This is a genomic window from Polaribacter sp. KT 15 (assembly GCF_900143115.1).
Taxonomy (GTDB): domain Bacteria; phylum Bacteroidota; class Bacteroidia; order Flavobacteriales; family Flavobacteriaceae; genus Polaribacter; species Polaribacter marinaquae.
On record NZ_LT670850.1, the window covers coordinates 942797 to 962037 of the forward strand.

The 19241-nt window shown below is 28.9% G+C and carries 18 protein-coding genes; 11 read left to right on the forward strand and 7 right to left on the reverse strand.

Annotated features, from left to right (window positions below):
• The 4 genes from B5464_RS04435 to B5464_RS04450 are packed head-to-tail and all read left to right on the forward strand — an operon-like array spanning position 1 to position 2570.
• Positions 1-531, forward strand: a complete 531-nt coding sequence (locus B5464_RS04435; RefSeq protein WP_079737371.1) for a thioredoxin family protein — start codon at positions 1-3, stop codon at positions 529-531.
• Entirely contained in the window at positions 532-930 is a 399-nt protein-coding gene (locus B5464_RS04440; RefSeq protein WP_077810182.1) for a BT0820 family HAD-type phosphatase, read from the forward strand.
• Positions 931-988: 58 nt separating this feature from the next.
• Positions 989-1792: a type I methionyl aminopeptidase gene (gene map, locus B5464_RS04445; RefSeq protein WP_077810183.1), complete on the forward strand. Its 804-nt coding sequence runs from the start codon at positions 989-991 to the stop codon at positions 1790-1792.
• A 10-nt stretch (positions 1793-1802) separates the two neighbouring features.
• Entirely contained in the window at positions 1803-2570 is a 768-nt protein-coding gene (locus B5464_RS04450; RefSeq protein ID WP_079737372.1) for a class I SAM-dependent methyltransferase, read from the forward strand.
• 6 nt (positions 2571-2576) lie between these two features.
• On the opposite strand, the gene B5464_RS04455 is transcribed toward B5464_RS04450, so the two are convergent.
• Both B5464_RS04455 and B5464_RS04460 read right to left on the reverse strand, forming a co-directional pair.
• Entirely contained in the window at positions 2577-3857 is a 1281-nt protein-coding gene (locus B5464_RS04455; protein WP_079737373.1) for a hypothetical protein, read from the reverse strand.
• A 75-nt stretch (positions 3858-3932) separates the two neighbouring features.
• The gene (locus tag B5464_RS04460) at positions 3933-4922 is read right to left on the reverse strand and encodes an FAD:protein FMN transferase (protein ID WP_079737374.1); all 990 of its coding nucleotides are present in this window, start codon (positions 4920-4922) and stop codon (positions 3933-3935) included.
• Between the two features lie 119 nt (positions 4923-5041).
• Here B5464_RS04460 and B5464_RS04465 point away from each other — a divergent pair, with 119 nt between their 5' ends.
• Both B5464_RS04465 and B5464_RS04470 read left to right on the forward strand, forming a co-directional pair.
• Complete coding sequence (locus B5464_RS04465) at positions 5042-5887, forward strand: OmpA family protein (RefSeq protein ID WP_079737375.1); 846 nt, start codon at positions 5042-5044, stop codon at positions 5885-5887.
• A gap of 79 nt (positions 5888-5966) precedes the next feature.
• Positions 5967-6686, forward strand: a complete 720-nt coding sequence (locus B5464_RS04470) for a 3-ketoacyl-ACP reductase (RefSeq protein ID WP_077810191.1) — start codon at positions 5967-5969, stop codon at positions 6684-6686.
• A 69-nt stretch (positions 6687-6755) separates the two neighbouring features.
• On the opposite strand, the gene B5464_RS04475 is transcribed toward B5464_RS04470, so the two are convergent.
• Both B5464_RS04475 and B5464_RS04480 read right to left on the reverse strand, forming a co-directional pair.
• The gene (locus B5464_RS04475; protein WP_077810192.1) at positions 6756-7121 is read right to left on the reverse strand and encodes a Na(+)-translocating NADH-quinone reductase subunit F; all 366 of its coding nucleotides are present in this window, start codon (positions 7119-7121) and stop codon (positions 6756-6758) included.
• The gene (locus tag B5464_RS04480; RefSeq protein WP_079737376.1) at positions 7121-8473 is read right to left on the reverse strand and encodes a DEAD/DEAH box helicase; all 1353 of its coding nucleotides are present in this window, start codon (positions 8471-8473) and stop codon (positions 7121-7123) included. Before B5464_RS04480 ends, B5464_RS04475 begins: the two co-directional genes overlap by 1 nt.
• Positions 8474-8575: 102 nt before the next feature.
• Between B5464_RS04480 and B5464_RS04485 the strand changes: the two genes are divergently transcribed.
• Genes B5464_RS04485 through B5464_RS04505 form a run of 5 tightly spaced genes read left to right on the forward strand, consistent with a single transcriptional unit; the run spans position 8576 to position 14399 of the window.
• Positions 8576-9340, forward strand: a complete 765-nt coding sequence (locus B5464_RS04485) for a TatD family hydrolase (protein WP_079737377.1) — start codon at positions 8576-8578, stop codon at positions 9338-9340.
• On the forward strand, positions 9340-9834 hold the full coding sequence (locus B5464_RS04490; RefSeq protein WP_079737378.1) for a methylated-DNA--[protein]-cysteine S-methyltransferase: 495 nt from the start codon (positions 9340-9342) through the stop codon (positions 9832-9834). Before B5464_RS04485 ends, B5464_RS04490 begins: the two co-directional genes overlap by 1 nt.
• A 56-nt stretch (positions 9835-9890) precedes the next feature.
• Entirely contained in the window at positions 9891-13268 is a 3378-nt protein-coding gene (locus B5464_RS14310) for a hypothetical protein (RefSeq protein WP_154066934.1), read from the forward strand.
• A 31-nt stretch (positions 13269-13299) separates the two neighbouring features.
• Entirely contained in the window at positions 13300-13863 is a 564-nt protein-coding gene (locus B5464_RS04500) for a DUF3575 domain-containing protein (RefSeq protein ID WP_079737379.1), read from the forward strand.
• A gap of 38 nt (positions 13864-13901) precedes the next feature.
• On the forward strand, positions 13902-14399 hold the full coding sequence (locus B5464_RS04505; protein ID WP_079737380.1) for a hypothetical protein: 498 nt from the start codon (positions 13902-13904) through the stop codon (positions 14397-14399).
• A gap of 75 nt (positions 14400-14474) precedes the next feature.
• Here B5464_RS04505 and accD read toward each other — a convergent pair whose 3' ends face one another.
• From accD to B5464_RS04520, 3 genes are all read right to left on the reverse strand, one after another.
• Positions 14475-15344, reverse strand: a complete 870-nt coding sequence (accD, locus tag B5464_RS04510; protein ID WP_077810200.1) for an acetyl-CoA carboxylase, carboxyltransferase subunit beta — start codon at positions 15342-15344, stop codon at positions 14475-14477.
• Between the two features lie 196 nt (positions 15345-15540).
• Positions 15541-16608 (reverse strand): class II fructose-bisphosphate aldolase, encoded by a 1068-nt coding sequence (fbaA, locus tag B5464_RS04515; RefSeq protein WP_079737381.1) that lies wholly within the window; start codon positions 16606-16608, stop codon positions 15541-15543.
• A 117-nt stretch (positions 16609-16725) separates the two neighbouring features.
• Positions 16726-19230, reverse strand: a complete 2505-nt coding sequence (locus B5464_RS04520; RefSeq protein WP_079737382.1) for a BamA/TamA family outer membrane protein — start codon at positions 19228-19230, stop codon at positions 16726-16728.
• Positions 19231-19241 lie beyond the last annotated feature (11 nt).

The following is a 19241-nucleotide window of genomic DNA, read 5'->3' on the forward strand; positions in this document are numbered from 1 at the left end:
ATGAAAAAAATTTTACTCTTATTTTTTGTAATTGCATTAAGTTCTTGCAGTGCACAACAAGAAATTACAGCTAAAAAAAACAATAAAGGCAATTTAATTGGCTTTGCTAACAAAGAATCTTTCAACCAAGCACCTTACAATGCTTGGTTTACAAAAAATTATGAGTCTTATAAACCAGACGCAGCAACTATAGAAGCTTTAAAAAGTGCTTTAAAAGGATATAAAATTAAAGGTTTTATGGGTACTTGGTGTGGCGATAGTAAAAGAGAAACACCGCGTTTTTATAAAATACTAGAAATGGCAAATTTCAACCTTAAAAATGTAGAGCTTATCACCGTTAATCGTTCTAAAAGAACACCAGATAATTTACAAGAAGGCTTTAATATTATAAGAGTGCCAACATTTATTTTTTATAAAAATGATAAAGAGGTTGGGCGTTATGTAGAATATGCAAGACAAACTTTAGAAAAAGATATTCTTAAAATAGTTACAAACAAACCATATAAACATTCTTACGACAGAAGTAAATAAATGAAAAACAATAATTTAATTATTGCTGTAGATTTTGACGGTACTATTGTAGAAGATGGTTATCCTAAAATAGGAAAAACACAACTTTTTGCTTTCGAAACCTTAAGAAAACTTCAAGCAGAAGGTTTTAGGTTAATCTTATGGACATATAGAAGTGGCTCTAGATTAACTGAAGCTGTGGCTTTTTGTAAAGAAAACGGAATTGAATTTTATGCTGTTAACAAAAGTTATCCAGAAGAAATTTATGACGAAAAATACAGTAGAAAAATTAACGCCGACATATTTATAGACGATAGAAATGTGGGTGGTTTTATTGGTTGGACACAAGTTTACAAGCAAATTTTTAACCACGAACCAGAACCTAAAAAGAAAAAAGGTTTTTTCTCTTTTTTCAAATAACAAAATCAGTCTACAAATTACTTAAATTATACTAACTTTGTGGTTCAATTTTTTTAACATGATAAAGATTAAAACCAAAGAAGAAATAGAAATTATGCGCGAAAGTGCATTAGTAGTTTCTAAAACATTAGGTATGCTTGCCAAAGAAGTTAAGCCAGGTGTTTCAACTTTATATTTAGATAAATTAGCAGAAGAATTTATTAGAGCAGAAGGTGCTATTCCTGGTTTTTTAGGATTATATGATTTTCCGAACACGCTTTGTATGAGTCCGAACTCTCAAGTTGTTCATGGTATTCCAAATAAAGACCCTTTAAAAGAAGGCGATATTATTTCTATAGATTGTGGTGCAATAAAAAATGGATTTTATGGCGATCATGCATACACTTTTGCTGTAGGCGAAATAGAACCAGCAACCAAAAAACTTTTAGACGTAACTAGAGAAAGTTTGTATGTTGGTATAAGAGAATTTAAAGTTGGTAACAGAGTGGGAGATGTTGGTTATGCGATTCAGAAATTTACTGAAGACCATGGTTATGGTGTTGTTAGAGAACTTGTTGGTCATGGTTTGGGTAGAGAAATGCACGAAGACCCAGAAATGCCAAATTACGGAAAAAGAGGACGAGGAAAAAAGTTTGTAGAAGGAATGGTTGTAGCGATAGAACCAATGACAAATTTAGGAACTCAAAAGATAAGACAACATTCTGATGGTTGGACAATTACTACTTTAGATGACAAACCATCTGCTCATTTTGAGCACGATGTTGCAATTCTAAACGGAAAACCAGAATTGCTTTCTACATTTAAATATGTACACGAAGCTTTAGGAATTGAAACTACAGAAGAAGACGAATTTAGACAGTAAATAACCGTTAATGTCTATATTTAAAACCATACTTAACACCATACCTAGACCTTGGTTAATTAAAGCAAGCTATCTAGTTAGACCAACTATAGCTTGGTATTTAAAAGGTGATAATTTTACAGATCCTATTGATGGTAGAAGTTTTAAAAAATTTCTACCTTACGGATATGGAAACCAGAGAGAAAATGCACTTTCTCCTTCTACTCTTTCTTTAGAAAGACATCGTTTAATGTGGCTTTTTCTTAAGGATGAAACTAATTTCTTCACTTCTAAAGAAAAACTTAACGTGTTACATATTGCACCAGAACAATGTTTTTTAGACATCTTTAGAAAACAAGAAAATCTAAATTATTTAACATCAGATTTAGAATCTCCAATTGCCGATGTAAAAGCAGATATTTGTGATTTACCGTTTGAAAATAACGAATTTGATGTTGTTTTTTGTAATCATGTTTTAGAACATATTCCTGATGATATTAAAGCGATGCAAGAACTGTATCGAGTTTTAAAACCAGGTGGTTTTGGTATTTTTCAAATTCCGCAAGATTTATCAAGAGAAAAAACTTTTGAAGACGATACTATAACAGATAGAAAAGAACGTGCAAAAATATTTGGTCAATACGATCATGTAAGAGTTTACGGAAGAGATTATTTTGATAAACTGCGTGCAATTGGTTTTAAGGTTGATGAAGTTGATTATACAAAAAAAATCGCTCCAGAAAAACTAGAACGATTTTGTTTAATGAAGAACGAAATTCTTCCTGTATGTTATAAATAATTGAGATTACTGAAATTTCCTTAAATATTCTGGTAATTTTTCTAGTTTTTTATCTCCATTTATAATTACTCCATTTTTAAGAATCTGATAAACACCATCTTCTACTTTAAATACTTTAGAATCTCCTTTATAATTTGCTTTACTATCTTTTGCGTTTGATACTTTTGTTCCGTTTTGATTTACCCAAGAAATAGTATCTCCTTTTACAGCTTGCGCTTTGTTATCATGAAAAGAACCAATATAATCGTACTTAGAATCAGCATACAACATTGTACCATCTACAGAACATAAAAAAGCTTTAACATTATAATCTCCTTCTACATATAGCGGGTAAATTCCGCCACCTAAATGACCTCCAAACAAATACCAATCTTTATCTACTTTTACTTCACCATCTTTATTATATTTTCTTAAAACATCATTCTTTTTTAAATCTTTCATTAAATCTTCTTTATTAGAGATTTTAACAATTTTACCTTGATTTAAGTCAAAAACTAAAGGTTCATATGAGTTGTTTGGATATGTAATTAATCTTCCGTTTTCTCTTGGCAACATTACCTTACCAAAATGTGTAGAAAGCGCGTTAAAGTCAGATGGATTTGGTAATAAAATACCTGTACCGCTATTTGTATTAAAACTATAAATTTTAGTTGCCTCTTTAGATTTATTCAGTAATAAAAAATAACCCGCAAAATTAATTGCATTTGAGTATTCTTTGGCTTCTAAAATTATTTCTGCTTTATCATTTATAACTCCATACTTACCTTCTTTAGAAAATAATGCATAATTGTTAGCGTTAAAATTGTAAACACTGTCTACTTTTAAAGCCATATCCATAGAAGTCTTTTTCCAAATAGATTTTAATGAATCTATTCTTTTAAGCTCTTTAGATTTTTTTATTCTTTCTTCTTCTAATATTCTTTCTCTTTCTATTTGCTCTTTCAACTTTTCATCAATTGTAACAAAAAGTTCTAATTGCTGCTGATAAGTTTCTGAATTTTTATTTTTAGCTAGTAGAAAATATTGTTTCGAATATTTTTGCGCTTGTCTGTAATTTTCAAGTTCAAAGTAAATTTTTGCACCTAGATCTGCAACAGATGGTTTTGTTACAGTATCCATATATTTCATGGCTTTTTCAAAAAGCTCTAAAGCTTCTTTATAATCTATGCTCTCTTCAATAGCATTGTTTGCCCTATTTATGTATACTTTGGCTATTTCAGATTTGTTTTGGGCATAAAAGCTACAAAAAAAGGTAGCAAAAAAAATAGATAACAATTGTTTTTTCATAGTAAATGTTGGGTATTGAGAACTTTAGAGTGCAATATAAAAAAAAATAGTCATTTTAAAGCCGAAAAACACTACCTACTTGTAGGTATAATTGGTGTATTCTTCTAGATTTCCGTTTTCATTTGTATACAATAAAATTGCTTTAATTTTACTGTTCTTCTTTAAGAAATTTTTTGTTTTTTCTAATCCCATTGCCATAAATGCGGTGGCATACGCATCTACATCTGCACAATCTAAATCTGCAATTACAGATGCACTTAATAAATTACTTTCTTGTGCGTAACCAGTTTTAGGATTAACAGTATGTACAAACTTTTTACCAGATTTTGCTATTCTATATTTTCTATAGTTACCAGATGTTGCCATCGATTTATTAGATAGATTTAGTGTTTTAAAACCAGAACCATCTGCATTTATTGGATCTACTAATTTTACCAACCATGGTTTATCTGCCTCTTTAAAACCTTTTGTTCTAATCTCTCCGCCAATTTCTACTAAATAACTTTTTACATTTTTACTTTCTAAAAAACGTGCAACTACATCTATACCAAAACCTTTTGCAATTGAATTAAAATCTAAATAAATTCTGGGGAATTCTTTCTTAATTGTCGAGTTTTCTAATTGTAATTTATCAAAACCTACAAACTGCATTTCCTTGGCAACCTCTGCCTCTGTTAGATCTAATTTTGTTTTCTTTGGCCCAAAACCCCAAGCGTTTACCAAATTACCAACTGTTGGATCGAAGTAACCATTAGTTTCTTTAAAAATTCTTTTAGACTTTTTAAAAACCTCTATAAAATAAGGATCTAACTCTACATTTTCCTCATCTCTATTTACTCTAGAAATTTCTGAATCTGAAATATAAGTAGATAAAGAATTATTCATTTTAAGAAATAAACTATCAATATTTTCTTTATAATTTTCATCTGTATTTAAGTAGGTAATTTTGTATGTTGTTCCAAATACGGCTCCTTTAAAAGTATAATTTTTCTTTTTAGTTTCTTTAGAACAAGAAGAAAAGCATAAAGCACAAATTAGTAGTATAACAAATGGGTAATTTTTCATAATAAAAGTTTAATAAAAACAAAAATAGTCTATAATTTTTCACAAAAAATTGTTAATCGCACTTTTTGTTCTTTGATTTTATTAAATTTGTTCGAATAATAAATTATTAAGCAGAAAAAATGAAGAAAATATCTTTAATCTTATTATCTACAATTTTAGTTAGTTCTTGTGTTTCTAAGAAAGAATTTGTAGCGTTACAAGCAGAGAAAACGAAAGCAGAAGAGGAATTATTAGCTGTAAAAACTAATTTACAAAAATGTTTAATTGAAAAGGAAAAAGAAGAAGGGAAAATTTTTGCTTTAACAGAACAGGTAAAATATTTAAAAGACGATAAAAAAACGGCTTTAAAACAAGTTGAAAATTTAACTGTTTTAACGCAATCTTCTTCAGATAATATTAAAACTGTTATTGCTCAATTAAGTGAAAAAGACAAGTATATTAATGGTGTAAGAAAAGCGATGACTCAAAAAGACTCATTAAACTTAGCTATAAAATATCACTTAACTAGAAACTTAACAGAAGGTATTCAAGACAAAGACATCGAGGTTAACGTAGAAAAAACAGTTGTATTTATTTCTATTTCTGATAAATTATTATTTAAGAGTGGTAGTTATAACGTAACTGATGGTGCTTACACAGTTTTAGAAAAAATTGCTAAAGTTGTAAACGATCAGCCGCAAATGGAAGTGATGATTGAAGGTCATACAGATTCTACACCAATAAAAAGAGATTTAATTCAAGACAACTGGGATTTATCTGCTTTAAGAGCAACTTCTATTACTAGAATTTTACAATATAAATATGGTGTAAAACCACAAAGATTAATTGCTGCAGGTAGAAGTCAGTACATTCCTTTAGTACCAAACAACTCAGCAGAAAACAAATCAAAAAACAGAAGAACAAAAATTATTATCATGCCTAAATTAAATCAATTCTTTGATTTATTAGAGCAAGATGCTAAATAACACTTCGTTCTTTTAACATATTAAAACCACTCAATTTCTGAGTGGTTTTTTATTTTATCAAATTTAAAAAAATAGAAAAATGGAAAATTTATCAAACAAAAAAGCAATAATTACCGGCGGAAGCAGAGGCTTGGGAAAAGCAACAGCATTGGCTTTAGCAAAAGAAGGCGTAGATATTGCAATTACAGGAAGAAATGAATCTGTATTAAAAGAAACTGTAAAAGAAATTGAAAAAATTGGTGTAAAAGCTACTTATGCCGCTTTTGATGTTGGTAATTATAAAGAAGTTCAAAAAGGAATAAAATTACTGATAGAGCAATTAAACGGCGTAGATATTTTAGTAAATAATGCAGGTATTGCTGCTTTTGGTTCTTTTACAGAAATGGATGTACAAACTTGGGAACAAATCATACAAACCAATGTTATGGGAATGTATTATGTTACTAAAGAAGTTTTACCTTATTTAATAGAAAAGAATAAAGGAGACATTATAAATGTAGCTTCTACAGCTGGATTAAACGGTAATGCTAACGTTTCTGCTTATTCTGCATCTAAATTTGCCGTAATTGGTATGTCTGAATCTTTAATGAAAGAAGTAAGAAAAAACAACATAAGAGTTTGCACATTAACACCAAGTACTATTGCTTCGGATATGTCTGTAGAATTAGGTATTGCAAATAAAGACTCTGAAGATAGTGTTTTACAACCAGAAGATTTTGCAGAATTAATTGTGAGCGGATTAAAATTACCAAGAAGAGCAATGTTAAAAAGTGCTGCTTTATGGTCTACAAATCCGTAAGTAAAAAACTTCTTATTCATAAAAAACGCCACATTAATTGTGGCGTTTTTTTGTGAATAATACATTTATCTATTCTAATACTTTTACAAAGTTATCGAAAGCAACATAGTAAGGTTGGTCTTTAAAAACAGGACTTTCTACACTTTCTGCATTTGCAATTCCTACACCAGCAAACCAAACTTTAGCATTTTGTTTTCTTGCATGGTTTTTAAAAGTTTCCATCCATAAAACATCGTATTCGTTAGGATTTTGAAGATTTTTTGTAGCTTTTACTAATACAAAAATTGTGGGTTCTCCTTTTTTAAATAATACAAATTGAGGATGTCTTTTTAATTGACTATTAATCGCTTGAAACTCATAGCCCATTTCTTGTAATTTTTCGCCAACAATATTCATGGCCAAATTGTGCAATTCTTGCGCTGTTAAAACTTGCATTATTTTTTCTTGTTACGTTTGTTGTAATTTTTATCTCCTCTTGTTTTAGGCTTTTTATATTTTTTAGCAATTTCTCTTCTGTAAGAACCACCTAAATTTACCTTCTTGTTCTTTTCGCTTTTTTCATGAAATGCTGGCCCCGGAACATATTCTAAACCTGTTCTGTTTTTAGAAATACCTTGATCTTCTCTTGGGCGCTCGTCTTCTGTTAACAATTTAGAAATTTCTACTTCTTCTGGTAATTCTAAAACCGGAATAGTATAATCCATTAAAGTTTCTATTTGCTCTTTAGCTTCTTGCTCTTTATCCGTAGAAAACAATAACGTTTTACCCGCTTTTTCTGCACGACCAGTTCTACCAATTCTGTGCATATAATTTTCTGGAAAATCTGGTGTATCAAAATTAATTACATGAGAAACGTTATCAAAATCTAAACCACGTGCCATTACATCTGTTGCTAATAATATTCTATTATTACCTTCATCGAACTGCCTTATCGAACGTATTCTGTAATTCTGAGTTTTATTAGAGTGAATAACACACATTTCGTCGTTAAAAACCTCTTCTAAATGCTTAAAAAGTAAATCTGCAGTTCTTTTAAAACCTACAAATATTAATACTTTATTATACGTTTCTTTATCTCTTAAAAGATGATGCAATAAATTAACTTTAGTAAAAAAGTTAGGTATATTGTAAGAAACTTGTTCGATATTGTCTAATGGTGTTCCGCTTACTGCAACAGATATTTTAGTAGGATTTTTAAAGAAATCGTAAATTAAAGCATCTACATCTTCTGTCATTGTAGCAGAAAACAATATGTTTTGTCTTCTTTCTGGTATCACATCAAAAATGTTCATCAATTGAAAACGAAAACCTAAATCTAACATTACATCTACCTCATCAATCACCAATTTCTGAATAGATTTTAACTTTAAAGCATTACTTAAAGCCAAATCATACAATCTACCAGGTGTTGCAACAATAATATCTTGCCCTTGTAAAATTGCTTGTTTTTGCGTGTTGATATTTGTACCACCATAAACTCCTAAAACACGTGTATTTATGTATTTAGATAGTTTTTCTATTTCTTCTACAACTTGCAAAACCAATTCTCTTGTTGGTACCAAAACCAAGATTCTAGGATGTTGTTGTTTCGAAAATTTTAAATCTCTAAGAATTGGCAACATATAAGCAAAAGTTTTACCTGTACCTGTTTGCGCAATACCTACAACATCTTTACCAGATCTAACCACAGAAAATGCTTGCTCTTGAATTGGTGTTGGTGTTGTAAACCCCAAATCGTCTATTGCATATTGTAATTGATTTGATAAATCTAAATCTTCAAAAGTCATCTTATAAAATTTTATGCAAAGGTACGTTTTATAAAATGTTTTACAACAAGTCTTAAGCGTTGTATTAATTTGTAATTTTGCTAAAAATTATCAGAAATAATAATGATTACAGATACGCACACGCATTTATATTCTAGTCAGTTTAACGAAGATCAAAAAGAAATGATTCAACGCGCAAAAGATGCGGGCGTTTCGAGGTTTTTTATACCTGCAATAGATTCTAGTTATACAGAAAGTATGTTAAAGTTAGAAGAAGAATATCCTTTAGATGTTTACTTAATGATGGGCCTTCATCCTACTTCTGTAAAAGAAAATTATTTAGAAGAATTGCAACATGTTAAAGAATGGATTGATAAAAAAGATTTCTACGCAATAGGAGAAATTGGTATCGATTTGTATTGGGATAAAAGCTTTTTAAAACAACAACAAGAAGCTTTTAGAACTCAAATTAAGTGGGCAAAAGAAAAAAAACTACCTATTGTTATTCATTGTAGAGATGCTTTTGATGAAATTTTCGAAATTTTAGAGGAAGAAAAAGGTGATGATTTAAGAGGGATTTTTCATTGTTTTACAGGTACAAAAGAACAAGCAGATAAAGCAATTTCTTACAATATGAAATTAGGTATTGGCGGTGTTGCTACTTTTAAAAATGGTAAAATTGATAAATTTTTAAATGAAATTGATTTACAACACATCGTTTTAGAAACAGATGCGCCCTATTTAGCACCAACTCCTTACCGAGGTAAAAGAAACGAAAGTGCTTATATTACAAATGTTATTGATAAATTAGTAGATATCTACGGAGTTTCATTTAAAGAAATTTCTGAAATAACAACTCAAAACTCTAAAGCCATATTTGGTGTCTAATGTTAAAAACAGAAACTACATACTATAAAACACCAATTGGTATTGCTAAAATTATTGGAGATACAAACGGCATACAATCTGTTTCTGTCTTAAATGATGATGAAATTTCACAGGAATTACTGCACCAAAAAACACCAGAATGTTTACAAGATTGTGTATTACAGTTGCAAGAGTATTTTAATGGCAAAAGAGCTAGTTTTAATTTAACTGTTAACCCAAAAGGAACCAGTTTTCAGAAAAAGGTATGGAAAAGTTTGTTAGATATTCCGTACGGTAAAACCAGAACTTACTTACAACAAAGTAAATTTTTAGGCGATGTAAAAGCAATTAGAGCTGTTGCTTCTGCAAATGGTAAAAACCCTTTATGGATTGTAATTCCCTGTCATCGTGTAATTGGTTCTGATGGTTCTTTAACAGGTTACGCTGGCGGAATTTGGAGAAAAAAATGGTTATTGGCACACGAAAACCCAGTAAAACAGCAATCGTTATTTTAATTTCTTTGTAAGATATTAAAAATCTTATTTTTACGTTAACAACGTATAGTTTGTAAATGTTTAAAAAAAATCTCTTTTTTTTCTTTTTATTGATTGGGTACTTTATCCAAGCACAAACTATTCCTACCAATTATAGATCTATAAAATTTAATGTTAAAAACGATTCTATAAAATTTGATTCGATTGCAATTAATCCTCAAAAGTTTAAAGTTTTAAATAAAGATCTAAAAGTAATTGATACTATTAATTATAAAGTTGATTTTAACAAAGCACTTTTAATTTTAGACTCTAAAAAATACTCAGAAATTACTATTAAATACTTTAGATACCCTGCATTTTTAACCAAAGTATACACAAATTACAATGATAGTTTAATTGTACCCAACAGCACTTATACAGGTAAACTTTACAGCCTAACAACTAATAAAAAACCATCTGAAATTAAACTTTTCGATGGTTTGCAAACCAAAGGTTTTATATCTAGAGGTATTACATCTGGTAACAACCAAAATACGGTTACAAATGCTGCGTTAGATTTAGAAATTTCTGGTAAATTATCAGAAAGAGTAACTTTAAGAGCTAATATTTGGGATACCAACATTCCGATTCAAGAAAACGGTTATTCTCAAAAAATAAGTGATTTTGATAGAATATTTATAGAAATGTTTACTGATGATTGGCGCGTAAAAGCTGGAGATTTATCCTTAAGCAATAATCAAAGTTTCTTTGCTCCTTTTACAAAACAAGTTTCTGGTTTAGAAGTTGAAGCCAATGTTTCTGATAATTTAAAAGTTGGTGCTTCTGGTGCAATTGTTCGAGGAAAATTTACAACATTTTCTATTGTTGGTAATGAAGGAAATCAAGGTCCTTATAAGGTTATTGGCGCAAATAACGAATCGAATATTCTTATAATTGCAGGTAGCGAAAGGGTTTATGTAAACGGAATTAAGATTGAAAGAGGCGAAAATAAAGATTATGAAATTGACTATAATTTAGGTGAAATTACTTTTAACACCACATATCCTATTACTAATGATATGAGGATTACAATAGATTTTCAATATTCTGATAGAAATTACACGCGCTTTATTACCTATGAATCTGTTGATTATAAAACCGAAAAATTAAAAATCAATAGTTTTTTTTACAGCGAAAACGATGCTAAAAACCAACCTTTACAACAAGTTTTAACAGATAATCAAAAAGAAATACTAGCAAATGCAGGTAATAATGAAGATTTAATGTTTGCTGAAAGTGCTTATTTAGACACTTATGATGAAAATAAAATTCTATATAGAAAAGTTATAAATGGTGCTGTAGAAAATTTTGAATATTCTGATGATGAAAATGAAGAATTGTATTTTGTTACGTTTGCCAATGTTGGTGCAAATAATGGAGATTATGCTATAGAAAGCACTACTGCTATTGGTACAATTTATAATTATGTAGGCGTAAATCAAGGTGATTATGCACCAATAACAAGATTAATTCCGCCAACAAAATCGCAAATATTTGTTTTAAAGTCAGATTATGATTCTACTAATAAAACAAAAATTACATCAGAAATTGCTGTCAGTAATAATGATGCAAATTTATTTTCTAATTTAGATAACGACGAAAATACAGGTTTGGCTGCTAAAATTGGTTGGGAACAAATTTTAATAGATCGCGATTGGCAATTAACAAGTAAATTTAATCATGAATACGCACATCAAAACTTTAAAACATTACAACGATGGGAATCTATAGAGTTTAATCGAGATTGGAATTTATTAACAAACAACGCAACTAAAAACTATTTTCAATCAGAAATAAACCTTCAAAATAAAAATAAAGATTACGTTTTATATAGTTTTAAAAATCTTAATTATTTAAACACTTACAACGGTAATAAACATCTTCTTGCATCTAAAATAAAACTTAAAAAAACCTCTTTTTTTGTAAATGCTAGTTTACTAAACAATACATCTACATTAGAAAATAACACATTTTTAAGAGCAAAAGCTACTATAGAGCATTCGTTTAAAAAAGGTTGGTTAGGTGCATTTACTAATATAGAAACGAACAACAGAAAACTTACCGAAACGAATACCTACGCAAATACAAGCCACAGATTTAAAGAGTTCGAAACCTATTTTGGTTTAGGAGACACCACAAAAGTATTTGCGAAGTTTGGTTTTAACTATAGAAATAATGATAGTATTAAATCGAACGCTTTTTCCGAAATTAATAATAGAAAGTCTTTTTATATAAACAGTAAGTTAATCAAAAATGAAAGTACAAATTTAGCTATTTATGCAAATTACAGACTTACTAATAATGCTTTTACTAACGATGAAAAATCTTTAAACTCGAGAGTTCTTTTCAATCAAAAATTATTTAAAAACTTTGTTAACTTAAGCACTCTCTACGAAACCTCTTCTGGCAATATTGCAAGGCAAGAATACGTTTATATTAAGACAGAGCCTGGTTTTGGTTTTTATACTTGGATTGATTACAACAATGATGGTGTACAAGATTTTGACGAATTTGAAATTGCCGAATTTAAAGATCAAGCAAATTATTTAAGAATTTTAAAACCGAACATTCGTTTTATTGCAACACAAAAAGCAAAATTTAGACAAGCAATCAACCTAAATTTTAGTCAATGGAAAATGCAAAAAGGATTTAAAAAATTAGTTTCTTATTTTAAAAACGAAAGCTTTTTAAGCATAGAAAATGAACAAGCTAGAAATGGCAACTCTTTTAATTTTAATCCTTTTAATTTTGATGAAAATAATTTAATTGGTCTTAACTATAGTTTAAGAAACAGTTTACATTTTAACAAAAACCTACAAAAATACAGTACAAGTTATACTTATGGCAATCAAAGGAATAAGCAATTGTATTTTATAGGAACGCAAGAAAACATAATTAAGATGCATCAAGTAGATTTTGCTCATAAATTTGCAACATTTTGGGTTTTTAATTTATTAGGAAAAAAATCTACAAATAATTTAGTTACAGAAAATTTTGATAATAGAAATTACAATATAGATGCTTATGAATTTCAACCTAAAATAAGTTTTTTACAAAATCAAAACAACCGATTGTCTGCCTTTTATCATTTTAAAAACAAAGAAAACACATTAGAAGATTTCGAAAGCCTACAACAACATAAATTCGGAATTGAATACTTTTATTTAGGCACTAAAAAGAACCAAATATCCGCAGGTTTAAACGTCTTTCTAAACGATTATAAAGGTGACACGAACACACCTGTTGCCTACCAAATGTTAAAAGGTTTGCAAGAAGGAAAAAATTATACTTGGAACCTTCTTTTCAACAGAAAATTAAATTCGTTTTTAAATTTAAATTTAAGTTATTTAGGTAGAAAAAGTGAAAATTCTAAAACGATACACACCGGAAGTGTACAATTACGTGCTATTTTTTAATACATTTGGCTAAAAATCAATCAAAAATTATATGAAAAAAATTATCTTATTTGTATTGTTAGTATGCACTAGCATTCAATTAACAGCTCAAGAAAAAGAGAAATTCAAGTATCCGCAAGACAATGCAAAAAAACACGAACTTAAATTAAATGCATTTAGTTTGATTGCTTTTTCGTCTTTAAATGTAAGTTATGAAAATCTATTAAATAAAGATTCCTCTTTTGGTATCGATGTATTTTACAATTTTAACGATATCTCTGATGACTTATATTTTCCGAAGAAATTTTCTTTAACCCCTTATTATAGATGGTTTTTTTCTGAAACAAGATATGCTAGAGGTTTCTTTGTAGAAGGTTTTGGTATGTTAAACACTTATGAGGATCGTTATTATTTTTTTAATAACAATGATGAAACAATTGTAGAGACAGATTTTGCGTTAGGTATATCTGTAGGAGGAAAATTTATAACTAAATCTGGTTTTATTACAGAAATTTATTTAGGTGTTGGAAGAAACTTATTTAATAACAATGATGAAAACGGATTGGAAAATAATTTAATTACTAGAGGTGGTATTTCTTTAGGCTACAGATTTTAAGCAATCATATTTTTAGTAAATTTGTAAAAATTAATAACATGAAAAAAATAGTTTTAATATTAGGACTTTTAGTAAGTTCTTTAGGATTTTCTCAACAAGAAATTAAGTTAGATGTTGCTGATGCATTAGTTATACGAAGTCTAGAATTTTCTTATGAAAATTATATTAGTGTAGAAAATTCTTTCGGAGTTTCGGCCTTATTTAATCTAGCGAAACAAGATATCGATTTTAGGTATAACGAAAACACAATGATAACACCTTATTTTCGTCATTATTTCACTGCAGATGCACAATGGAACTTTTTTGGTGAAGGATTTGTAGGCATAAATTCTGGAAAAACAGAAACTGTTAAAGATTCTGGCGTTTACGATTTAAAATATACAGATGCTGCCTTAGGTGTAGCAATAGGAACTAAATATTCTTCTGAAGGTGGTTTGGTTATAGATATTTATGGTGGTTTAGGTAGAAACCTTTTTGGTACAGATTCGCCAATTCTTGTGCCTAGACTTGGTGTAAATGTAGGATGGAGATTCTAATAGAAACAACAAACCTTTATAAAATAAAAAAACCAGCAAATGCTGGTTTTTTTATTTTATAATAAGCCTATCTTATTAAACTACTGCCTCTTTTCTAATTGGTAAGTTTTGGATTAAATCTATATATAAATTCACTTCTTTTTTAAGATCTTTACGCTCGTAAATAGCATCTAAGAAACCGTGTTCTAAAACAAATTCAGATTTTTGAAAACCTTCTGGTAAATCTTTACCTGTTGTATCTCTTACAACTCTTGGTCCTGCAAAAGCAATTAATGCATTTGGTTCTGCAATATTAATATCACCTAACATTGCATAAGAAGCTGTTGTACCACCCGTTGTTGGATCTGTACATAAAGATATATAAGGTATTTTTGCTTTGGCCAATTGCGCTAACTTAGACGAAGTTTTAACCAATTGCATTAAAGACAAAGATGCTTCCATCATTCTAGCACCACCAGACTTAGAAACCATTAAAAACGGAATGTTGTTTTTAATTGAATAATCGATAGCTCTTGCAATTTTTTCTCCTACTACAGATCCCATAGAACCTCCAATAAAAGCAAAATCCATGGCAGCAATAACAATATCTTTACCTAAAGATTTACCAACGGCAGTTCTTACAGCATCGTTTAATTTTGTTTTTGCTTGTGCAGCTTTTAATCTTTCTGGATATTTTTTTGTGTCTTCAAATTTTAAAGGATCTTTAGAAGTTAAACCTTCATTTAATTCTTTAAACTCATTATTATCAAAAAATAATTCGAAGTATTCTTTACTACCTATTCTTACATGATATCCATCTTCTGGACTAACGTATAGGTTTCTTTTTAATTCTTCTGTATCTATAATTTTTCCGCTAGGTGTTTTATACCATAAACCTTTCGGAGTATCTTTTTTATCTTCTGTAGAAGTCTGTATTCCTTTATCTGTTCTTTTAAACCAAGCCATGTTATGTGTTTGTTTTAATTTAATATCTTAAAATAAAAATTCTATTTTAAAATAAATATGAAGTACAAATGTAAAAGATTTTTTCTAATTCTACTTTCTTCTTTATGTGATTATTCTATTTGAGCTAGATATTTTCATAAAAAAAAAGCATTTTGAAATAATTCAAAATGCTTTTTAATTAATTTAATTATAAATACTATAATGTATCTACGTTATTTAAATCTTGAAATGCTTGCTTTAAACGGTTTGTAAAAGTAATTTCTCCTTCACGTAACCATTTTCTTGGATCATAGTATTTTTTATTTGGTAAATCATCTCCTTCTGGATTACCAATTTGAGTTGCAACATACGCTGCTTTACCATGCATATAATCTCTAATACCTTCTGTAAAAGCAAATTGTAAATCTGTATCGATATTCATTTTGATAACACCATAACCAATAGATTCTCTAATTTCTTCTAAAGTAGAACCAGAACCACCATGAAATACAAAATCGATATGATTATGACCAACATTGTACTTCTCTGAAATATACTCTTGAGAATTCTTTAAAATTTTTGGAGTTAATTTTACGTTTCCTGGCTTGTAAACACCGTGTACATTACCAAATGCAGCTGCAATAGTAAATTGTGGCGATACTTTTAATAATTCTTCATAAGCATACGCAACTTCTTCTGGTTGTGTATATAGTTTAGAAACATCTACATCAGAATTATCTACACCATCTTCTTCACCACCTGTAATACCTAACTCTATCTCTAAAGTCATTCCCATTTTACTCATACGAGCTAAATAAGTTTTACAAATTTCGATATTTTCTTCTAATGGCTCTTCAGATAAATCTATCATATGAGAACTATATAGAGGCTTACCTGTTTCTTCGAAATGTTTTTCAGAAGCATCTAATAATCCATCAATCCAAGGTAATAATTTCTTTGCACAGTGATCTGTGTGTAAAATAACTGGCACACCATAAGCAACAGCTAATTCGTGTATATGCTTTGCTCCTGCAATTCCACCAGCAATTGCAGCTTTTTGCCCTTCATTAGATAATCCTTTTCCTGCTTGAAATTGCGCTCCTCCGTTAGAAAACTGAATAATAACAGGTGCATTTAAATCTCTTGCAGTTTCTAAAACACCATTAATTGTATTAGAACCAACAACATTTACAGCTGGTAATGCAAATCCTTTTTCTTTTGCAAGTTTAAAAATTTCTTGAACTTCTTTACCTGTAGCAACTCCAGGTTTTATGTTGTGACTCATAGTTATGATATTTTAATTTGTTGATTCTTTTATTTCTTCAAAAATACTAAAAATAGGCACTTTTATGTTTAATCGGAGCATAAAATAACGAAAACGTTATAGACTTTTAATGATTTTTTAAAAAGGATAATTAATACCTATATTGTAAACTGCACTAGCAAAATTATAATTCTTAAACCACTTACCACCTTCTAAATAAGGTTCGTAGGTTTTAAAACCAACATCAAATCTTAATACAAAGAAATTTAAATCGTATCGAACTCCCATACCAGAACCTATTGCAATATCTTTTAAAGATGATAAACTATTAAATTTTGCGTCTTCGTCTACAAACTCGGCATCAGAAATATCCCATATATTACCAGCATCTACAAATAAGGCTCCTTTAAAACTTCCTATTAAATTAAATCGATATTCTGCACTCGATAAAAACTTTAAACTACCAACATTAAATTCTAAACCACTGTTTCTACTTCCTGGGCCTAATTCATATGTTTGCCACGCTCTAATATCATTAGAACCACCTGCAAAATAACTTCTTGTAAAAGGAATATCAGAATTGTCGTAGGTTAAAATAGCGCCTAAAAATGTTCTAAATCCGAAAACAGAATTTAAACCAACATCCCAAAATTGCTTATACTCTAAATCTGTTTTAAAATATTGTGCTAAAGGAATCTTTAAAAATGTTTTTTTACCATTTGCATTATAATCCTTAGAAAACAACCCTAAAATATTACCAGAATTTGAAACTCTTAATTTAAAAAATGAAAAATTATTGTCTTTAAAATCTGATTGACTATTATATGTAAATGAATAAGCCAAAGTAGGAATTAAAAAATCTGAAGTAACAATATTGTACCTATTCTGAATATTTAATACAGTATTAAAATCATTTGGATTTGTGTTTCTAAAACCTGCATTAGAAGCAACACTTCTTATAAAAGCTAAAGATTCTGATGCTTGATTTTCTAAATCCGTAGCCAACGGAAAAAAAGATGTATTATTTTCTTGGTCGTAAATTTCTGCTACATTATTTAGGTTTGTAAATTCTGAACCATAAATATCAAAAAAACGATTTACATTTAAATTTTGAATGTATTGTGTGTTAAATATCTCTAACTGAATGGTTTTTTTACTGTTATATTGCCACTTATAATCAGATAAAATGGTAAACGTTTGCCTATCTAGACCAATGTTTTTCTGAAAACTAGATCCTAAAGAAAACAACGTTCTTGGCGACATTCTTTTTGGCACTAATTTATCCAATCCAAAAGGCGCTACCAATCTAGGAAATTCTAAAGATGCGTCTGCACCAATCTCCCAACCCGGACCATTATTCGCATTAAAATAAGAACCTAAAAAAGAAAACTTTAATAATTCTGCACCTTTAAAAGCATTTCTATTGGTTAAAGAAAATTTTGCTGATGAACCAATATTTCTAATATTAGAATGTGTTAGTTCTGTTTCGAAACCTAAAGTATATTTCTCTTTCGGAGACAAAAAAATATCCATTTTTAATTCATCATCTGTACCTTCTATTGGACTAAATGATATGTTTGTAGATTTAAAGTTTTTAAGCGATTTTAAATGATTTCTTGTTAAATTACTTAAAGTATCTTTATAAACATCGCCAGATTTAAAGAAAATAGATTGCGATAAATATTTAGGATTGTATTTTAATTTATCAATTGCTAAAAAATTAATTCCGTTATAATTTACAGAATCTTTATAAACCTCTTCTTTCTTAGTATAAGAATAATCTGTAACTACATTAATTTTACTAACTTTATGTACTTTATAATCTTTCTTCTCGTAAACACCATCTTTCTCTTTAAACCTATCTTTAGCAATTAAAAACTCTACATTGGTTTTGTGATCTGTTCTTGTAGAATCTACATAAAAACCAAGTGCAGATTCAGAAAAATAATAGATTCCGCTATTTTTAAATAACTTTACAACGTTACTAGCTTCTTTTCGAAATACTTTGTCGTTGTATTGATTACCGCTAACTAACAAAGATTTTATTTTTGAATCCTTATAAATAGAATCTAATACGGGCGATTCTATTTTAAGCTTTATTGAATCTAATAATGTAGGCTCTCCTTTATCTATGTAATAACTAACTATTGCTTTTTTATCAGTAGAATCTCTGTCTATGACTGTCTTAATTTTAGAATCAAAATAACCTTGGGTTTTATAAAAAGCCCATAAATTATCGGCTGTTCTATTTGCTTTACTTTCACTTAAAATTACAGGAGCATCATAATTTAAAAACCAATTATTTAAACTGATAAAAGCATTTGCATAAGCAATACTTTGTTTTTCTGAAAAAATATTTTTAATAAAGTTATATTTCTTCGGATGCTTCAATCCCCATTCTGTTGGGGTTTTGGGCTTATTATGGTTTCCTATATTATGAAAGTACAGCCCAAAAGGCAAACCTAAAAGACTTGGATTTGGTTTTTGAAGCACGTACTTTTGTAAATCTGCACTTTTATTTTTTACACTGTCAACAAAAATATAATTTTGCGTTAGCATCTGCTTATCTTCGGCAACATGTTTTGTAGAATTACAAGCTGTCAAAAATAAAACAAGAAGAAAGTAAAAAGAAAGTTTTTTCATTACTTTAGCAA